16 protein-coding genes are annotated in these 17,061 nt (G+C 70.7%); 12 read left to right on the top strand and 4 right to left on the bottom strand.

The annotated features are described in order from the left end of the window. Together aroQ and ACGFIV_RS18255 are read left to right on the top strand one after the other, a co-directional pair. Window positions 1–435, top strand: a complete 435-nt coding sequence (gene aroQ, locus ACGFIV_RS18260; protein WP_358559294.1) for a type II 3-dehydroquinate dehydratase — start codon at window positions 1–3, stop codon at window positions 433–435. Next, window positions 432–1,193, top strand: coding sequence for an SGNH/GDSL hydrolase family protein (locus ACGFIV_RS18255; protein WP_358559292.1), 762 nt, complete (start codon window positions 432–434; stop codon window positions 1,191–1,193). The genes aroQ and ACGFIV_RS18255 overlap by 4 nt, the downstream gene beginning before the upstream one ends. A 133-nt stretch (window positions 1,194–1,326) precedes the next feature. Here ACGFIV_RS18255 and ACGFIV_RS18250 read toward each other — a convergent pair whose 3' ends face one another. Further along, window positions 1,327–3,381 (bottom strand): ATP-dependent DNA helicase, encoded by a 2,055-nt coding sequence (locus tag ACGFIV_RS18250; RefSeq protein WP_392836296.1) that lies wholly within the window; start codon window positions 3,379–3,381, stop codon window positions 1,327–1,329. A 424-nt stretch (window positions 3,382–3,805) separates the two neighbouring features. On the opposite strand from ACGFIV_RS18250, the gene ACGFIV_RS18245 reads away from it, so the two are divergent. The 6 genes from ACGFIV_RS18245 (at window position 3,806) to ACGFIV_RS18220 (ending at window position 10,052) form a co-directional block, all read left to right on the top strand. Continuing rightward, window positions 3,806–5,611: a hypothetical protein gene (locus ACGFIV_RS18245; protein ID WP_392836146.1), complete on the top strand. Its 1,806-nt coding sequence runs from the start codon at window positions 3,806–3,808 to the stop codon at window positions 5,609–5,611. Between the two features lie 142 nt (window positions 5,612–5,753). Beyond that, window positions 5,754–7,352: a Na+/H+ antiporter gene (locus ACGFIV_RS18240; RefSeq protein WP_392836143.1), complete on the top strand. Its 1,599-nt coding sequence runs from the start codon at window positions 5,754–5,756 to the stop codon at window positions 7,350–7,352. A gap of 275 nt (window positions 7,353–7,627) precedes the next feature. Beyond that, window positions 7,628–8,923, top strand: coding sequence for a Gfo/Idh/MocA family protein (locus ACGFIV_RS18235; RefSeq protein WP_392836140.1), 1,296 nt, complete (start codon window positions 7,628–7,630; stop codon window positions 8,921–8,923). Window positions 8,924–8,947: 24 nt separating this feature from the next. Further along, on the top strand, window positions 8,948–9,316 hold the full coding sequence (locus tag ACGFIV_RS18230) for a hypothetical protein (protein WP_358559284.1): 369 nt from the start codon (window positions 8,948–8,950) through the stop codon (window positions 9,314–9,316). Window positions 9,317–9,372: 56 nt separating this feature from the next. Then, on the top strand, window positions 9,373–9,714 hold the full coding sequence (locus ACGFIV_RS18225) for a YidH family protein (RefSeq protein ID WP_392836136.1): 342 nt from the start codon (window positions 9,373–9,375) through the stop codon (window positions 9,712–9,714). Then, a complete protein-coding gene (locus tag ACGFIV_RS18220; protein WP_358561938.1) occupies window positions 9,714–10,052 on the top strand; it encodes a DUF202 domain-containing protein in 339 nt (112 codons plus the stop codon). Before ACGFIV_RS18225 ends, ACGFIV_RS18220 begins: the two co-directional genes overlap by 1 nt. 67 nt (window positions 10,053–10,119) lie before the next feature. Here ACGFIV_RS18220 and ACGFIV_RS18215 read toward each other — a convergent pair whose 3' ends face one another. Next, on the bottom strand, window positions 10,120–11,235 hold the full coding sequence (locus ACGFIV_RS18215) for a ferritin-like domain-containing protein (RefSeq protein ID WP_358561935.1): 1,116 nt from the start codon (window positions 11,233–11,235) through the stop codon (window positions 10,120–10,122). Window positions 11,236–11,328: 93 nt separating this feature from the next. Between ACGFIV_RS18215 and ACGFIV_RS18210 the strand changes: the two genes are divergently transcribed. Then, entirely contained in the window at window positions 11,329–11,979 is a 651-nt protein-coding gene (locus ACGFIV_RS18210; protein WP_358561932.1) for a TetR/AcrR family transcriptional regulator C-terminal domain-containing protein, read from the top strand. A gap of 54 nt (window positions 11,980–12,033) precedes the next feature. On the opposite strand, the gene ACGFIV_RS18205 is transcribed toward ACGFIV_RS18210, so the two are convergent. Further along, window positions 12,034–12,798 (bottom strand): hypothetical protein, encoded by a 765-nt coding sequence (locus ACGFIV_RS18205; RefSeq protein WP_358561930.1) that lies wholly within the window; start codon window positions 12,796–12,798, stop codon window positions 12,034–12,036. A gap of 606 nt (window positions 12,799–13,404) precedes the next feature. Between ACGFIV_RS18205 and ACGFIV_RS18200 the strand changes: the two genes are divergently transcribed. Next, on the top strand, window positions 13,405–13,893 hold the full coding sequence (locus ACGFIV_RS18200; RefSeq protein WP_392836130.1) for a glutathione peroxidase: 489 nt from the start codon (window positions 13,405–13,407) through the stop codon (window positions 13,891–13,893). A gap of 6 nt (window positions 13,894–13,899) precedes the next feature. On the opposite strand, the gene ACGFIV_RS18195 is transcribed toward ACGFIV_RS18200, so the two are convergent. Then, a complete protein-coding gene (locus ACGFIV_RS18195) occupies window positions 13,900–14,898 on the bottom strand; it encodes a LacI family DNA-binding transcriptional regulator (protein ID WP_358556860.1) in 999 nt (332 codons plus the stop codon). A gap of 166 nt (window positions 14,899–15,064) precedes the next feature. Between ACGFIV_RS18195 and ACGFIV_RS18190 the strand changes: the two genes are divergently transcribed. Together ACGFIV_RS18190 and ACGFIV_RS18185 are read left to right on the top strand one after the other, a co-directional pair. Further along, a complete protein-coding gene (locus tag ACGFIV_RS18190) occupies window positions 15,065–16,288 on the top strand; it encodes a sn-glycerol-3-phosphate ABC transporter ATP-binding protein UgpC (RefSeq protein ID WP_358556861.1) in 1,224 nt (407 codons plus the stop codon). Window positions 16,289–16,547: 259 nt separating this feature from the next. Continuing rightward, a complete protein-coding gene (locus ACGFIV_RS18185; protein WP_392836125.1) occupies window positions 16,548–17,033 on the top strand; it encodes a hypothetical protein in 486 nt (161 codons plus the stop codon). Window positions 17,034–17,061 lie beyond the last annotated feature (28 nt).

The following is a 17,061-nucleotide window of genomic DNA, read 5'->3' as shown; positions in this document are numbered from 1 at the left end:
ATGAGGACCGTGTTCGTGTTCAACGGCCCGAACCTCGGGCGGCTCGGCAGCCGCGAGCCCGATGTGTACGGCGCGGATACCTTCGACGACCTGGCCGCGCTGTGCCGCCAGACCGGCAGGGAGCTCGGCCTGACCGTGGACGTCCGGCAGACCGACGACGAGGCCGAGCTGGTGTCGTGGCTCCACGAGGCCGCCGACGGGTCGATCCCCGTGGTCCTCAATCCCGCGGCCTTCACCCACTACTCGTACGCGCTGCGTGACGCCATCGCCCAGCGCACGGCGCCGCTGATCGAGGTGCACATCTCCAACCCCGCGTCCCGCGAGGAGTTCCGGCACACCTCGGTGGTCGCCTCGGTCGCCACCGGCACGATCGCGGGGTTCGGCCTGCGCTCGTACGAGCTGGCGCTGCGGGCCATCGCGGAGGACGGGCAATGAGGGCCTACACCTCCTACGTCGCGATCGGCGACAGCTTCACCGAGGGGCTCAACGACCCCGGCCCTGACGGGCACTTCCGTGGCTGGGCCGACCGGGTGGCCGAGCGGCTCGCCGCGCTGGAGCCCGGCTTCCGGTACGCCAACCTCGCGGTGCGCGGCAAGCTGATCGACCAGATCGTGGAGCACCAGGTGCCGGCGGCGATCGAGCTGAAGCCCGACCTGGTCAGCCTCTGCGCCGGGGGCAACGACCTGCTGCGGCCAGGCGGCGACCCCGACCGCATGGCCAAGACCCTGGCGAGGGCCGTGCGCGACCTGCGGAGCACCGGCGCCGACGTCGTGCTGTTCACCGGCGTGGACCCGCGTGACACCCCGCTCATGCGCCAGGTCAGGGGCAGGTTCGCGGTGTTCTACCTGCACATAAGGTCCATCGCCGACCTTTACGGCTGCCACGTCGTCGACCAGTGGTCGATGCAGTCGATCCGCGACTGGCGGGCCTGGAGCGAGGACCGGCTCCACATGAACGCCGAGGGGCACCGCCTGGTCGCCGCGAAGGTGTGCGAGGTGCTCGGTGTGCCGTCCGAGGACGACTGGCGCCATGCCTGGCCGCCCAGGGAGCGGGTCGACCGCAGGGCGAAGCTCCGCGACGACCGGCTGTGGCTGCGCGAGCACCTTCTCCCGTGGGTGGGCCGCCGCCTGCGTGGCACCTCATCGGGCGACGCCGTCGACCCCAAACGCCCCCACCTGGAGCCGTACGCCTGAAGGCGCGGCCACCGGGCGGTCCTGCGCGATCACGCGTCTGGCGGATCCGGCCCTGCCCGCCCCGGTCGTGCGCCCGAGGTCTCGAACGCGAGCCGGGCCGGACGTACCGGCGGGCCCCGGCGGCGGGGTGGTCCTATGCGGTGAGGCGGCGGAGGGCGGCGCGGACCTTGGCGGGGTCACTCGTCGTCCAGAACGGCGGCAGCGAGTCACGCAGGAAGCTTCCGTACCGCGCGGTCGCGAGCCGGGGGTCCAGGACGGCGACCACGCCCTTGTCGCTCTGGCCGCGCAGCAGCCTTCCCGCTCCCTGGGCGAGCAGCAGCGCGGCGTGGGTGGCCGCGACCGCCATGAACCCGTTGCCGCCCTTCGCGGCCACGTGCCGCTGCCGGGCGGAGGCCAGCGGGTCGTCCGGCCGGGGGAACGGGATGCGGTCGATGATCACCAGGCTGAGCGAGGGCCCCGGCACGTCGACGCCCTGCCACAGTGACAGCGTGCCGAACAGGCAGGTGGCCGGGTCCTCCGCGAACTGCTTGACCAGCAGCGACGTGGAGTCGTCCCCCTGGCACAGCAGCGGCACGCCCAACCGCTCGCGCAGCGCCTCGGTGGCGGCCTTCGCGGCGCGCATCGACGAGAACAGGCCGAGCGTACGGCCGCCCGCCGCCTCGATCAGCTCGGTGATCTCGTCGAGGTACTCCTTGGGAAGGCCGTCGCGCCCCGGCTGGGGGAGGTGCTTGGCGACGTAGAGGATGCCGCTGCGCGCGTGGTCGAAGGGCGAGCCGACATCGAGCCCGACCCAGTCTTTGCGCTTCTGGCCGGCCTTCCGCTCGGGACCCGCCTCGCCGTGCTGCTCGGGGGAGGCGCCGGGGCCGTCCTGCTCGGGGTGGGCCTGGCGGCCGTCGTCGGGGCGGGCGGGGCCGAGGCCCCACTGGCGGGCCATGCCCTCGAACGTGCCACCGAGCGCCAGCGTCGCGCTGGTGAGGATCACGGTGCGGTCGGCGAACAGCTTGTCGCGCAGCATGCCGCCGACGCTCAGCGGCGCGACCTTCAGCAGGGCGGGACGGCGGTCGGTCGCCCCCTCCAGCCACACGACCTCGGCCCTGTCGACCTCGGATTCGCCCCCGAAGGCCTCAAGGATGCGGACGGAGGTGTCGTGCAGCTCGTCGAGCGCGGTGAACGCCGCCTTGCGCAGCCCGGCCTTCTCGGGGTCGTCGTTCTTCCCTCCGCCCCACATGTCGCCGCCGCGCGAGCCCATCGCGGTGATGCAGGCGAACGCGGAGTCGCGGAGAACGGAGAGCGTGTCCCCGAGGACCTGCGGGAGCTGGTCGAGGCGGCCGGGCGGGGCGGCTGCGAGCAGCGCCTTCAGGTCCTCGCCCGCCTCCTGGAGGCGGTCGGCCACGCCCTGCTCGATGAGACGCCCGACGCGGCGTACGGTCGTCGCGACGGCGACCTCGGACAGCTCGTCGGTGACCACGCTGGTCACCCGGTCGACGAGCTCGTGGGCCTCGTCCACCACGACGACGTCGTGCTCGGGCAGGACGGCGAACTCCTCCATGGCGTCGATCGCGAGCAGGGCGTGGTTGGTGACCACGACGTCGACGTTGCCCGCGCGCTCCCTGGCACGCTCGGCGAAGCACTCGGCGCCGCTCGGGCACCGCTGCGCGCCGAGACACTCCCTGGCGGTGACGGAGAACTGCCGCCAGGCCTGCTCGTTGACCCCCGGCACCAGCTCGTCCCTGTCACCGGTCTCGGTCTCCTCCGCCCACTCCTGGATGCGCTGGACCATGCGCCCGGTGGCGCTGACCTCGCGAGGGTCGAAGAGCTGGTCGTCGCCGTCCTCGTCGGGCCAGGCGGCCGTCACCTTGTAACGACATAGATAGTTTCGCCTTCCCTTCAGGATGGCGAACTGTGGCTCGTGGGGAAGATAGTCGGCGAGCGCCTCGGCGAGCCGGGGCAGATCTCGGTCGACGAGCTGACGCTGGAGGGCGATGGTGGCGGTGGAGACGACGACGGCGTTGTCCGACTCGATCGCGTGGCGGATCGCGGGCACGAGGTACGCCAGCGACTTGCCGGTGCCGGTGCCCGCCTGGACGGCGACGTGCTCGTCGTGCTCGATGGCGTGCCGAACGGCCTGCGCCATCTTGACCTGGCCGGGTCTCTCGGCTCCTCCGACACCGGTGACGGCGGCGCTCAGGAGCTGCTCGACGGGCGGAAGGTCTTCTTCCTCTTCGAACGTCTCGTCGTCATCGAGGGTGTCGTCGTCGTGCGGGACGACCTCGGTGTCGTCGAGGACGTCGTCGGCGGAGCTGAGGGAGTCGTCGAGCACGACACGCAACGCTACCGGCCCCCGAGGGGTCGGCGCGCCCCGAAACCGGCCGAGACTCGCGGTGCGTTCCGGGTCCATCTCGGCATTCCGGAAGCCGCATCACGCTTCGCGTGGCAGACTGACGGGGCTGGGTGCCGGGGGGTCAAAGAAGATCTACCGTACTCCTGCCCTACCGAGGAACGGTGTGCGAGGGGTGAGCTGCGGAGTCTGCCATGACGGCGACACGAACGGTTCGGTAGGGTTTCTGAGGTCGAGTGGACGAATAAAGGCTGGTTAAAGCACGATGTCTGCCATGTCGGAAGTTGTCCCACTGCCATCGTTCGGTGAGGTGTTCTTCGACGCCCGTGGCCAGGAGCGTGTTCTCCGGGTCACCTGGCACGAGGGCACCCTGGTCCTCAGCCTGTGGCGTGGCGAGATGTGCACCGCCAGTTTCCGTATGCCCATGGACGACGTCGGCCGCCTCCTCGACACGCTCGACGTGGGGTACGCGGAGGCGGGCGGAGAGTACGCCGAGGGTGAAGAGGACTACGACGACGGGGCCGAGCACCCCGAGTACGCCGAATACCCCGCGTACCCGGGAACGGGGCAGTACGCCCGTCCGTCCGGCGTTCCCGACGAACAGGACGAGTACCCCGAGGCCGTCTCGTACGCCGAGGAGCAGGCCGCCTTCGCGCGCGGCGTGGCCGGCGCGTACCCGCAGGAGGACACGGTAGCGGCCCCCGTGCCGGTGCTCGGGCCCAAGGACGTGCTGGTGGCGCGCGGCGCCGCGCCCGCCGGTGACAAGCTGGTCGCCCCCCGCGCCCGCCCCGCCGAGTACGGCCCGCCGGGCGACCTCCCGCAGGACCTCGGCCCGCAGGGCCACGGCGACTACGCCACGCAGGCCGTTCCCCAGGGCGATTACCCCGGGCAGGCCGTTCCCCAGGGTGACTACTCCGGGCAGGGCGACTACTCCGGCTACCCGGCGCAGGCGGCCTCCCACGGCGACTACGCGGGATACCCCTCGCAGGGCGACTACCCGGCCCAGCCCGGCTACGCCGCCGACTTCGCCTCCCAGGCCGACTACGCGCCCCAGGCCGACTACGCGCCCCAGGCCGATTTCGCGGCCCAGGCGGACTACCCGGCGCAGGCCGATCCGGCGCTCGGGCTGGTCCCGCCGCAGTTCCCCCCGCAGGCCCCGCCGCCCTTCAGCCACCAGGGCCCCGCCCCGATGCCCGAGACCGGCCCTCAGCAGCAGGTGACGGCCGCCGCCTCGGGCGACTACGGCGTCAACCCCGACTACACGCCCCCCAGCGGCTTCACGTTCACCGGCGACTACGCGGCGCCCGCCGATCACGCGGCGCGCGGCGACTACGGGGTGCCGGCCGACTACGCGACCCTCGGGGAGTTCGGGCCCCAGGGCGAGCCGGGTACGCGGACCGACTACGGCGCCCAGGCCGAGTTCACCCCCGGTGGCCGTTTCGGACCCCACACCGACTACGGCTCGACGGCCGAGCCCGGCTACGGCCCCTCCGCCGAGCCCGGCTACGGTGCGCCCACCGAGTCGGGCTACGGGTCGTCTACCGGGTCCGGCTACGGGTCGCCGCGCGAGTTCGGGTCGGCCGGTGAGTTCGGGTCCAAGCCCGAGTATGGCCGTCCGGTGGATCCCATCGCGCCCGCTGAGTACGGCACGCCTCCTCTCGACTACTCGGCCCCGCCGAGCTACGGCTCATCGCCGGAGTTCCCCCCGCTCCCTGAGTACGGCGGCGCGTCCCGGTACGGGGACGCGGTCCCGCGAGAGAACATGATCGTGAACGACTCCCTGCCCTTCGGTCAGCCGTCCGCCCCCGGTCAGCCCGGCCAGGAGTACCGGGCGGCGGATGAGTCCCCGGGGTACGACTGGACTCCGCAGGTGCCCGCGCAGTCCGCCGTGGATCCCTCCGACCCGCTCGGCCTCGGCTCCCTGGCGCAGCCGCCCGGGGACTCCACCGACCCGCGGCTGTCACGCCCGTACGTCCACGACCCGATGTACACGACCGGCGAGCGCGTCCCTACCGACGGCAGGCCCCACACCGACGAGGCCGGGCGCCCCTACCCGCAGGAGTACGGCCGCGAGCGGTGACCCTCGGCGGACGGGAGTACGGCCGCGAGCGGTGATCCGAGGTGGGCCGGGCGATGGCCGCCGCGGGCGGTACGGGGGTGAAGGCCGCTCGGGGATGCCGCCGAGCCTCCGCGCCTTCGGACCCGGCATATCCTTCTGATCGATGGATATCTCGACAGCGCTCCAGTTCGTGCTGCTCCCCGCCGGTGCCGTGGCGATCGCCGCGTTCGCCCGGTGGCGGGGCTGGCCGGCTCCACTGCTGCTGGTCCTCGTCGGACTGATCGTCGGGCTGGTCGGATCCCGTATCCCCGGCATGCCCGAATACAAGCTCGACCCAGAGGTCGTGCTGCTCGTCTTCCTGCCGCCACTGCTGTACTCGGCGGCGCTGGACAGCTCCTACCTGCGCCTGCGGGACTTCCGCCGGCCGGTGGGACTGCTGTCGGTCGGGCTCGTCCTCTTCAGCGCCGCGGTGATCGGCCTGCTGATGCACGTCCTGGTCCCCGGCCTGCCGCTGGCCGCCGCCTTCGCCCTCGGCGCCATCGTCGCCCCGCCCGACGCGGTGGCGGCCGTCGCGGTCGCCCGCAGGCTGGGCCTCCCACGCAAGATCATCACCATCCTGGTGGGCGAGAGCCTGTTCAACGACGCCACCGCGCTGACGGCCTACCGCGTCGCGGTCGCCGCGGTCGGCGGGGAGGGGGTCAGCCTCCTGGGCGCCGGCGGTCAGTTCGCGTACGCCGCCGGGGGCGGGCTGCTCATCGGCCTCGTGCTCGCCTACGCCTTCGGCCGGCTGTTCGACCGCCTGAAGGACCCGCTGATCACGAACACGATCTCTCTGCTGATCCCGTTCGCGTCCTATCTCGCGGCCGAGGCGGTGCACGCCTCGGGAGTGCTATCCGTAGTGGTGGTCGGCGTCTTCCTCGGCCACCGGATGAACCGCGCCGACTACGGCACGCGGGTGGTCTCCTACTCGGTGTGGAAGGTGCTGGACTTCTTCCTGGAGATCATCGTGTTCGCCCTGATCGGGCTCCAGCTTCCGCTCATCCTGCAGGGGCTGGAGGGCCAGGATCCCTGGCGCGTCGCGGGGTACTCCGTTGCGATCTTCGCGGCGGCCGTCGTGGCCCGCATCCTCTGGGTGATCCCCGGCGTCCACCTGCCCAGGATGCTGTTCCGCAAGATCCGCGAGCGGGAGCCGAGGCCGACGGCCGCCCACGTCGCGGTGATCGGCTGGGCGGGCATGCGGGGCGTGGTGTCGCTGGCCGCGGCCTTCGCCCTCCCGGTCGGCTTCCCCAACCGCGACCTGCTGCTCTTCCTGACCTTCGTCGTCGTGATCGGCACCCTGCTGGTGCAGGGGATGTCGTTCCCCTGGCTGATCAGGAAGATGGGCGTCACCAGCGACCAGGAGATCTACAAGGACAACCTCTCCGAGGCGGCGGCGCAGCAGGCCGCCGCCGGCGCGGCGCTCGCCCGGCTCGACGAGCTCACCAAGGAAGGGATCATCGAGACCCACGCCGAGGTGGTCGACCGGCTGCGCAACAACGCCGAGCGCCGGGCCATGGGAGCCTGGGAGCGCCTCGGGGGCGGTGTCGGCCCCGAGGGCGAGGAGACGCCGAGCGCGCTTTACCGCAGGCTTCGCCGCTCCATGCTGGAGGCGGAGCGCTCGGTGCTGGTGCGGATGCGCGACGAGCGCCGCATCGACGACGAGGTGCTGCGCCGGGTCACCAGGGAGCTCGACTACGAAGAGGCGACCCTGGCGCGCGACTAGCGACCCCCCGTTCCCCGCCCGCCGCCCGTCCGTACGGCCTGCCCGCCCGCGGCCGTTCGCCCGCCGGTCCGTACGGCCTGCCTGCCCGCCGGATCGTACGGCCTGCCGGGCGGAGGCCGGTGCCTATTGGGGAGCTTTGGGGTAGCCGACGATCTCGTGCACGTAGCACCAGAGCCAGCTCTCGCCGTCTTGGAACGACCGCACTGTGCTCTAATGTGCCTATTTATGCTAAAAAATCGGCACAAATAGGCATCGGCGGGAAGGCGGGCCAGGGAATGAGCGGCGGGAGCGCGGCTACGGAGGACGGCGGGCGGCCTTCCGGTGGCGAGGGGTCGCAGGACGGCGGGCGGTCTTCGGGAGGCGAGGGGTCGCAGGACGGCGGGCGGTCTTCCGGGGGTGGGGGAGGGGATCTGCGGATCGGGGTGGCGGGGTTCGGGTTGCGGCGGTCGGTGGCGCTGGAGGCGCATCGCCCCGGGCGGGGCAGCCGCGTCGCCGCCGTCTGCGACCCCCGGCAGGACGCGCTGGACGCCGCGCGCCGCGACCTCGGCCCCGGGCTCCGCACGACGGCGGACTTCGCCCGCCTGCTGGACGAGGACGTCGACGCCGTGATCATCCTCACCCCCGACCACACGCACGCCGAGCTGGCCGTACGGGCGCTGAAGGCGCGCAAGCCCACCTTCGTAGAGAAGCCGCTCGCGATCACCCTCGACGACTGCGACCTGATCCTGCGCACCGCCCACGAGCGGCGCACCCGGCTGTACGTCGGCCACAACATGAGGCACATGCCGGTCGTGCGCACCATGCGGCGGCTGATCGCCGAGGGGGCCATCGGAGAGGTGAAGGCGATCTGGTGCCGGCACTTCGTCGGGGACGGGGGCGACTACTACTTCAAGGACTGGCACGCCGACCGGCGCAACACCGGCGGGCTGCTGCTGCAGAAGGGCGCCCACGACATCGACGTGATCCACTGGCTGGCCGGCTCCCGGACCGTCCGGGTCACCGGCATGGGCGGTCTGACCGTGTACGGCGGGATCACCGACCGCGCCGAGGGGCTGCCCGCCGACTGGTACGACCCGGCGCGCAACTGGCCCCCGCTCGCCCAGAAGGGCCTCAACCCCGTGGTCGACGTCGAGGACCTGTCGATGATGCACATGCGCCTGGAGAACGGCGTCTACGCCGGCTACCAGCAGTGCCACTTCACCCCTGACTACTGGCGCAACTACACCGTGATCGGCACCGAGGGGCGTCTGGAGAACTTCGGCGACACCGGGACCGGGAGCGTGGTCCGTGTGTGGAACGCCGGGAGGAGGGGCTACGACCCCGAGGGCGACCTGACCGTACCCGTCTTCGCGGGGGAGGGCGGCCACGGCGGCGCCGACCAGGAACTGGTCACCGAGTTCGTCCGGTTCGCCCGCGAGGGCGGAGCCACCGACACCTCCCCGGTGGCGGCCAGGGACAGCGTCGCCGCCGGTCTGCTCGCCACCGAGTCGCTCCGCGGCGGCTCGGTGCCCCTCGACGTGCCGCCCCTCTCCCCGGAGCTGGAAGAGTATTTCTCCGGCGGCCAGTGCTGAACGAAGTTGGCTAGTGTCTTCACCATGCGATTCCTCCCCCTAGCCGCAGCTTCCGCGATCGGTCTCACCCTGCTGACCACCGGGTGCAGCACGGTCGACAAAGCCCAGGCCTGCATCGAGGCCAACAAGGTCATCAGCGAGACGGGCGCCAAGGTCGCGAGTCTGGCGAGCGACCCGAAGGCCATGGAGAAGGCACTCGAAGACGGGGCCGCCAAGCTGGAGGACGTGGCGAACACGGCCGGGAACACCACCCTGAACGAAGCCCTGCAGAAGCTGGCCGACAGCTTCAAGAAGCTCAACGTCGACGACGCCAACGAGGCGGTCGACGCCGCGCAGAAGGTCGCCACCGACAGCGCCCAGGCGGTCAAGACGATTGCCCAGGAATGTACCTGACAGGCCCAAAAAACCCGTCAACTCTAGGGGGAGTACTCGTAAATTAGCCTTTCCTCATGGACATCGAGGGGAACGAACCGGACCCCCGGTTCACGCTGGCCAACGAGCGCACGTTTCTGACCTGGCTGAGCACGTCGCTGGCCCTGAGCGCGGGCGGCGTGGCCATGGCGGCGGTGCCGGAGGCGGTCTTCATCCCCTGGGTGCGCACCGCCCTGGCGGTCGTCCTGGTGCTGCTGTCCGCGCTGGCCGCCGCCATGGCGTACCCGCGCTGGCGCCACGTGCAGCGGGCGCTGCGGCGCAAGGCGCCCCTTCCGCCGCTCGCCCTGGCCCCGCTGTTCGGGTACGGCGTCGCGGCGGTGGCCGTGCTCGCGCTCGTCCTCATCGTCGTGGCCCACTGATGCGGGCGGCGCAGCGGCGCGAGGGGCCGGACGGCCTGCACATGGAGCGCACCGCCCTGGCATGGACGCGCACCGCCACCGCGCTGGGGGCCGGCGGGCTGATCGCCGCCGGCATCGCCGGGAGGCACTCCGGAGACGGCCTGGCCGTGGTGTCGTTCGTGCTCGCCGCGCTCTGCGGCGCCGTCCTGCTGGCCAGGAGCGGCGTGCGGCACCGGCGCGTCCAGCGGGCGATCGGCGAGAGCCTCCCGCTGGACGTCCGGGCGGACGCGGCGCTGGCGTGGCTGGGCGTGGTGGCCGTCTCCACCGGCGCCATCGTGTTCGTGCTCACGCTCTCCTGAGCCGCGCCCGAGCCCTGGTGAGCCGTGTCCTGACCCCTGTCGGGCCGTGCTGGGTCGTGCGCGGTTCTCAGCCGGCGCCGCCGAGCGTGATGGTCCCGGCGATCTCCTCCGCGCGCTCCTCCTGCTCGGCGGCGAACCGCTCGGCGTCGAGCTTCTCGGCGATGTCCTCGTCCTGCCGCATCAGGGCGTCGAGGTTCTGCCCCGCCATGTCCAGCACGCCCATGTCGGCGTAGGCCTTCTGCAGGCGCTCGCTCCACAGCCCGATGTCCTTCACGCACGGCACGATCCGGCTGAACAGCAGCGAGCGGAAGAGCTGGAGGTACTCCGACTCGTCGACCGCCTTCATGGCCTGCTTCACCTCCTCGGGTGAGAAGCCCTGGGTCTCCCACTGCTCGACCCCGCGCAGCCGGTCGCGCATGAGGTAGCAGCCCTCGATCACGAAGTCCTCGCGCTCGCGCAGCTCGGCCTCCGACAGTTGCTTGTAGTAGTCGCGCAGGGCCATCCGGCCGAAGGCGACGTGCCGGGCCTCGTCCTGCATGACGTACGCGAGGATCTGCTTGGGCAGGGGCTTGGTGGTGACGTCGCGCATCACTCCGAACGCCGCCAGGGCGAGGCCCTCGATCAGCACCTGCATGCCGAGGTAGGGCATGTCCCAGCGCGAGTCGCTGAGCGTGTCGTCGAGCAGGGCCTTGAGGTACTTGTTGATCGGGTAGGCGATGCCCACCTTCTCCTGGAGGAACCGGGCGTAGGTCTCGGCGTGCCGGGCCTCGTCCATCGTCTGCGTGGCGGCGTAGAACTTCGAGTCCAGGTCGGGCACCGACTCCACGATGCGGGCGGAGCAGATCATCGCGCCCTGCTCGCCATGGAGGAACTGCGAGAACTGCCAGGCGGCGCCGTGGCGTCTGACCTCCATGCGCGCCTTCTCGTCCATCTTGTGCCACAACGGGGTGTCGTAGATGGCGATGGACTGGTCGGGCACGCCGAGGACGTCGTAGGGGTCGACCTCAAGTCCCCAGTCGATGCGCTTGACCGAGTCCCACTGCTTGTCCTTGCCCTTCTGGTACAGGGCGAGCATGCGGTCACGGCCTTCGTCGTACTCCCAGGTGAACCGGGAGGAGCCGGCCATCTCCACGTCCCAGGTGGAGAGCTCGGCGGGGATCGTGTAGAGCTCGTGCGTCGACACATCGGCCTCCAAGGGAGAACGTACACCGTACGTATACGTGGAGAGTGACACGTACGCTGTACGTACGTCAATGCACTGGGAGAGAATGACCTCATGCCAGCCCTCACACGATCCCGTATCGTCGCAGCCGCCATCGACCTGATCGAGCGAGAGGGCGCCGACGCGATCTCGATGCGGCGGATCGCGGCCGAGCTGGGCGTGGGCGTCATGTCGCTGTACAACCACGTGCCGAACAAGGCGGCGCTCCTCGACGCGGTCGCCGAGACCGTCCTGTCCGAGATCACCTTCACCGACGACCCCTCGGCCGAGTGGACCGAACGGGTGCGCATCCAGGCACGGGCGTTCCGGCAGATCGCCCATCACTATCCGCGCTCGACGATGGTCGTGGTGAGCCGCCAGCTCAATTCGCCGGCCGGGCTGTTCCCCGTCGAGCGCGCCCTGACCACGCTGCGCGAGGCCGGCTTCGACGGCGAGGAAGCCGTCCAGATCCTGCGCACCTTCATCGCCTACATCATCGGGTCGCTGCTGCGCGAGGTCGGCGTGACGCCCACGTTCGCCCCCGTGCACCAGGCGGACGTCCAGCTGCCGCAGGTGGACACCTCGCTGTTCCCCGAGGTGGGCACCCTCGCGCCGCTGCTCGGCGTGTGCGACCACGAGAAGGCGTTCGAGTTCGGACTCGACATGCTGATCAGGGCGATCGCCGTGCAACTCCAGGAATCCAAGGAGGGAAGCGCCCGGGGGTGATGTCCCCCGGGCGCCGGAGTGCGCCCTTCCCCTGGGCACTCCCCTTCCGCTCTCTCAGTACCAGTTGTGCGACTGGAAGTGACCCCAGGCGCCGCAGGGCGAGCCGTAGCGCCCCTTGATGTACTTCAGTCCCCATCGGATCTGCGTGGCGGGGTTGACGCGCCAGTCGTGCCCGATGCCGACCATCTTGTATCCCGGCAGTGCCTGCGGGATGCCATAGGCCCCTGACGAGGGGTTCTGCGCACGGTGGTTCCAGTTGCTCTCCCTGGTCCACAGGCTGTCGAGGCAGCGGAACTGGGTCACGGGCCAGGATCGCTGGGTGACCAGGCGGTACGCGATCGCCTTGTTCCTGCCCTTGGGCGTCCTCGGCGCCCACACGCGCACGTTCGGACGCGCCGAAGTCCTCCACACCGCCCGGTGCACCCGGTAGGGCGCCCTCCTGGCCGCCCTCGCCACCCTGGCGCCGGTCGTCACCGTCGCCTTCGGTGCCCCGATGAGCTCGGCCATTCCGGCCAGCCCCGCGCGGGTCCAGATCGGCCTCGCCGTCCGGGTCCTCGTCCAGACCGGCTGGACGTGGGACCACATCGTCCCCGCGGGCAGAGTGGTCGCTCCTCGCGGGGCGATGACGGATATCGTCGTCGCGTTCGCGGTGTCCAGCGGAGCGAGGTGCTCCGGTGGCAGCGGCGCCGGAGCGATGGGCGCCTGTGCGACGGTCGCGCCCTCTAGGACGCCTGCCGTCGCCGGGCCCGTGACGGGCCCCGTGACGGGCCCCGTGACCGGGCCCGCGGGCCTTCCGGCCGGGCCTGTGGCTGTCGCCACCTCGGCCGGGACCGTTGCCGCCAGTGCCGTGTCGACCGGTCCGGTCCGGGCATTGGCTGGTTCTGCTGTGCCACTGATGGCGTCGGCCGTTCCCTCCGGCCCCACGAGGGCCTGTGCCGGTCCCGCCGTCCCGTTGAGGGCGGCGGCGGCGATGACGGCCGCTACTGCGCCACGAAAAGCGCGGTTACTGTCCAAAGCGGTCCTATTCGTAGGGTCGCGTGCGGAAGGCGGCCGCACGCGGGCGGCCACCTCCGTCGCGCGCCCGTGGCTCGGGCGTGCGACGTCCGCGTGGCCGTTCCGATTCGGTTGAAGACACTGGTGTCCCCGGAAGGCGCCGCGACGTGTTCTAGGGCGGTTTCTAGTGGCCGATCCGGCCGTGGCCCGCGATTCGCGACACGCCTGGGACAGTTGTTTGCGATCATCGCGGTAGATCTCTGCCGTCTCGCGGTGCCTCGTTGGCGCGCGTCGTGCCCCACATGATCACCACATGATCCTGAATTGCCGGAGAGTTGAGGTTTGGCGCGGTACCGCCCGTGGACACGGGACCGATGCGATTCGGCGCCCGGCGAGCCGCGCACGCCGGGTGTGTCTGACTAGGGTGGCTTCATGAGTCTTCGGGATATTTCGGTGCGCACGCTGGACGACGCGCCGACCACGCTGGGACAGCTCGTCGGCGACAAGGCCGCTCTGGTGGTGAACGTGGCGTCGAAGTGCGGTCTGACCCCGCAGTACGCCGGCCTGGTCCGGCTCCAGGAACGGTTCGGCGACCGGGGCTTCACGGTCGTCGGCGTGCCCTGCAACCAGTTCGCCGGCCAGGAGCCGGGATCGTCCGAGCAGATCCAGGACTTCTGCGTCACCACCTACGGCGTGGACTTCCCACTGCTGGAGAAGATCGACGTCAACGGCGAGGGCCGCCACCCGCTCTACACGTCGCTGGTGGCCGTCCCCGACGCCTCGGGCGACGCGGGTGACGTCCAGTGGAACTTCGAGAAGTTCCTGCTCGACCGGGAGGGGAACGTCGTCGCGCGGTTCCGTCCCCGCACAGAACCCGAGGACGCCGCCGTCGTCGAGGCCATCGAGAAGGTGGTCGGCTGACGGCCCTCAGCGGCGGGGCCCGCAGCTGCCCCTGACGATCAGCTCGGTCGGCAACGTGACCGTGCGCGACCGGCGTCCCTCGCGCAGCACCAGCTCGGCGGCGCGGTACCCCATGTCCTGGGCGGGCTGGGAGATCACGGTGAGCGGTGGATGACACAGCTCCGCCCAGGGCACGTCGTCGAACATGATCAGCGAGATGTCGCGGGGGACGCGGAAGTCGAGCTCCTTGGCCGCGAGGACGGCGGCCTCGCCCAGCAGGTTGCCCCCGGCCAGCACCGCCGTGAGGTCGGGGCGGTGCTGGAAGAGCCCGGCGGCGGCCGCGTAGGCCGAGTCGCGGGTCGCGTGCGCGCGCACGATCAGTTCCTCATCGACCGTCACCCCGAGCGCGGCCAGCGCCTCGCGGAACGCGCGCACGCGCTGCGCCTGGCCGTGCCGAGAGAGGAAGGCGATGCGCCGGTGCCCGAGCCCCGCGAGGTACTCGACCGCCGTGCGGACCCCCGTGCGGTCGTCGGTCACCACGGACGGGACGTTCTCGCGCCCCTGCACCGGGCGCTCGGCGAAGACCACGCTGAGCCCGGCGCGGAACGCGGGCCCCCACATCTCGCCGTCGCCGCACGGCACGGCGATCACCCGCTCCACGCTCTCCTCCAGGAGCGAGCCGATCAGCTCGGCCTCCCGCTCGGGGTCGTCGCCGGTGGTCCCGATCATCACCGGCTCGCCCGCCGACTGGGCGCAGGCGAGCACACCGTCGGTGAGCCTTCCGTAGAAGGTGTCTGTGATGTCGGGGACGAGCAGACCGATACCACCGGTGCGCTGCCGGCGGAGGTTCCGTCCCAGGGCGCTCGGGCGGTAGTCGAGCCGCGCGGCGGCGGCCAGAACCTTCTCCCTCGTGGCCGGGCTGGCCGAGCCCGTGCCCGAGAGCACGCGCGAGACGGTCGCCACTCCGACCTCCGCCGCCTCGGCCACGTCCTTGATGGTCGTACGACGCTGTCCACTCACCTTCATGGAAACGATTCCATCATGATTTCCACGCAACGGCCAAGATGGAGCCGCCATCCGGGCGGTGTGAGAAGCCTATATTTCAGAAAGGCTTGACAGAGATGTCCGGTTCAGATGAGATTCATGAAAACGTATCCACATCCGGCGGCACCCGGACGCACGAAGGACTGTCATGGCATCAATCGTTCTGCGCAACGTCGACAAGATCTATGCCGGCGGTGTGAAGGCTGTGAACGGCCTCAACCTGGACATCCATGACGGCGAGTTCATGGTCCTCGTCGGCCCGTCTGGTTGTGGTAAGTCCACGGCGCTCCGCATGATCGCCGGTCTGGAGGACATCAGCGGCGGCGAGATCGCCATCGGCGACCGGGTGGTCAACCACCTGCCGCCGAAGGACCGCGACATCGCGATGGTCTTCCAGAACTACGCTCTCTACCCGCACATGACGGTCGAGGAGAACCTCGCCTTCGGCCTGAAGCTTCGCAAGATGCCCAAGGCCGAGATCGCCAAGCGCGTTCAGGAGGCCGCCAAGATGCTCGGCCTCGACCAGTACCTCAAGCGGAAGCCCGCCGCCCTGTCCGGTGGCCAGCGCCAGCGTGTCGCCATGGGCCGCGCGATCGTCCGCGAGCCGCAGGCGTTCCTCATGGACGAGCCGCTGTCCAACCTCGACGCCAAGCTCCGCGTCTCGATGCGCGCCTCGCTCAACCAGATGCACGAGCGCCTCGGCGTCACCACGGTCTACGTCACGCACGACCAGGTCGAGGCCATGACCCTGGGCGACCGGGTCTGCGTCCTCCGCGACGGCATCCTCCAGCAGGTCGACACCCCGCAGAACCTCTTCGACAGCCCGGTCAACCTGTTCGTCGCCGGGTTCATGGGCTCCCCGTCCATGAACTTCGTCAACGCCGAGCTGGTACGCGGCGACGCCGGCGCGGCGGTGTCCTTCGCCGGCCTGAAGCTGCCGGTGCCGGAGTCCACGTTCGCCGAGAAGCCGGGCCTCGACCAGTACTTCGGCAAGAAGCTGATCCTCGGCATCCGTCCCTCCGACTTCGAGGACGCCTCCGCGGCCAACGGCAGCTCCACCGGCTGGGCCCACATCCCGACCCGCGCCGAGGTCACCGAGGAGCTGGGCAGCGAGATCAACGTCCTGTTCCTCATCGACGCCCCGCCGGTCGAGCACAAGGACACCGTGGCCGCCCAGGACACCGGTGACGACGAAGAGGCGGCCGTGCTGCCGCTGATCGGCGACAAGTCGCTGTGGACCGCCCGCGTCAACGCCCGCAGCCACGTCCGTCCCGGCCAGAACGTCGACCTCGTGGTGGACACCCAGAACCTCCACTTCTTCGACACCGACAGCGGTCTGGCCATCGGCCACTCCGCCAACGTCGGCCGCTGACCCGGGGGCCGCGTTCCACGAGGCTCCGAGTAGGAAACCGCTCTACCCAGCGAGAAGCCCCTGCCGTGAACCCTCACGGCAGGGGCTTTTTGGGCGGCAAGGTCCGGCGATGCTTCGGTAAAGGCCGCGAGTCGGACAGGTACGCCCTCCTGCGACGATCGATATACATGCTTCTAGGGAAACGTTGCCCGTATTCGGGCCATATTTCGGTGGTCTGAATCATCGCCGTCGGGGAGTTCAAATGGCTGGGAAACGCGCGGTGCCTGTTCTGTTCGCGCTGGTCGCCGGATGTGGCGTGGTAGTCGGAACGGCGGGAACGGCCGTCGCCGGACCCGGGCTGCCGTCATCGTCGTACGCTTCGAATCCGAATCCCTATCCGCCGCGCCCTGCCAGTGATGTCAAGAAGGTGTTCAACGAACTCGACGACCACCATGCGGCGGACGGCGACGAAGTGATCCAGGGCGGGAAGATAATTCACGAGGAGCATTCGGACGACGGCGGCGGGCATCACTCTGGCGGTGCCGAGTCCGGTAGCGGGGCCGTCGGTCACGAGGCGGTAGGCGGCCAAGCCGGTGGCGGCGCACCCGGCGGTGAGAAGCCCGGCGGGCAGAAAGCGGGTAACAGGCTGCCGTTCACGGGAGCGCCTGTGGGTGCCATCGCGGGGATCGGCGGTGGCCTTCTGGCAGCGGGTACCGCCGGCGTCCTGATCTCCGTACGGCGTCGCCGATCCGCCGGTGCGCGCTAGGCGTCGTCGCCGGGTCGTCGCAGCGGTA

Origin of the sequence: Sphaerisporangium sp. NPDC049003, from assembly GCF_043197795.1 — a bacterium.
Taxonomy (GTDB): Bacteria; Actinomycetota; Actinomycetes; order Streptosporangiales; family Streptosporangiaceae; genus Sphaerisporangium.
Note: the sequence above shows the minus strand (reverse complement) of the source record. Positions and strands in the feature narration are given on the sequence as shown.

Coding starts and splice junctions, on each gene's coding strand:
- ACGFIV_RS18225 (WP_392836136.1), top strand. CDS start 9,373: ATGGACATCGAGGGGAACGAACCGGACCCCCGGTTCACGCTGGCCAAC.
- ACGFIV_RS18240 (WP_392836143.1), top strand. CDS start 5,754: ATGGATATCTCGACAGCGCTCCAGTTCGTGCTGCTCCCCGCCGGTGCC.
- ACGFIV_RS18235 (WP_392836140.1), top strand. CDS start 7,628: ATGAGCGGCGGGAGCGCGGCTACGGAGGACGGCGGGCGGCCTTCCGGT.
- ACGFIV_RS18200 (WP_392836130.1), top strand. CDS start 13,405: ATGAGTCTTCGGGATATTTCGGTGCGCACGCTGGACGACGCGCCGACC.
- ACGFIV_RS18245 (WP_392836146.1), top strand. CDS start 3,806: ATGTCGGAAGTTGTCCCACTGCCATCGTTCGGTGAGGTGTTCTTCGAC.
- ACGFIV_RS18195 (WP_358556860.1), bottom strand. CDS start 14,898: ATGAAGGTGAGTGGACAGCGTCGTACGACCATCAAGGACGTGGCCGAG.
- ACGFIV_RS18255 (WP_358559292.1), top strand. CDS start 432: ATGAGGGCCTACACCTCCTACGTCGCGATCGGCGACAGCTTCACCGAG.
- aroQ (WP_358559294.1), top strand. CDS start 1: ATGAGGACCGTGTTCGTGTTCAACGGCCCGAACCTCGGGCGGCTCGGC.
- ACGFIV_RS18190 (WP_358556861.1), top strand. CDS start 15,065: ATGGCATCAATCGTTCTGCGCAACGTCGACAAGATCTATGCCGGCGGT.
- ACGFIV_RS18210 (WP_358561932.1), top strand. CDS start 11,329: ATGCCAGCCCTCACACGATCCCGTATCGTCGCAGCCGCCATCGACCTG.
- ACGFIV_RS18230 (WP_358559284.1), top strand. CDS start 8,948: ATGCGATTCCTCCCCCTAGCCGCAGCTTCCGCGATCGGTCTCACCCTG.
- ACGFIV_RS18220 (WP_358561938.1), top strand. CDS start 9,714: ATGCGGGCGGCGCAGCGGCGCGAGGGGCCGGACGGCCTGCACATGGAG.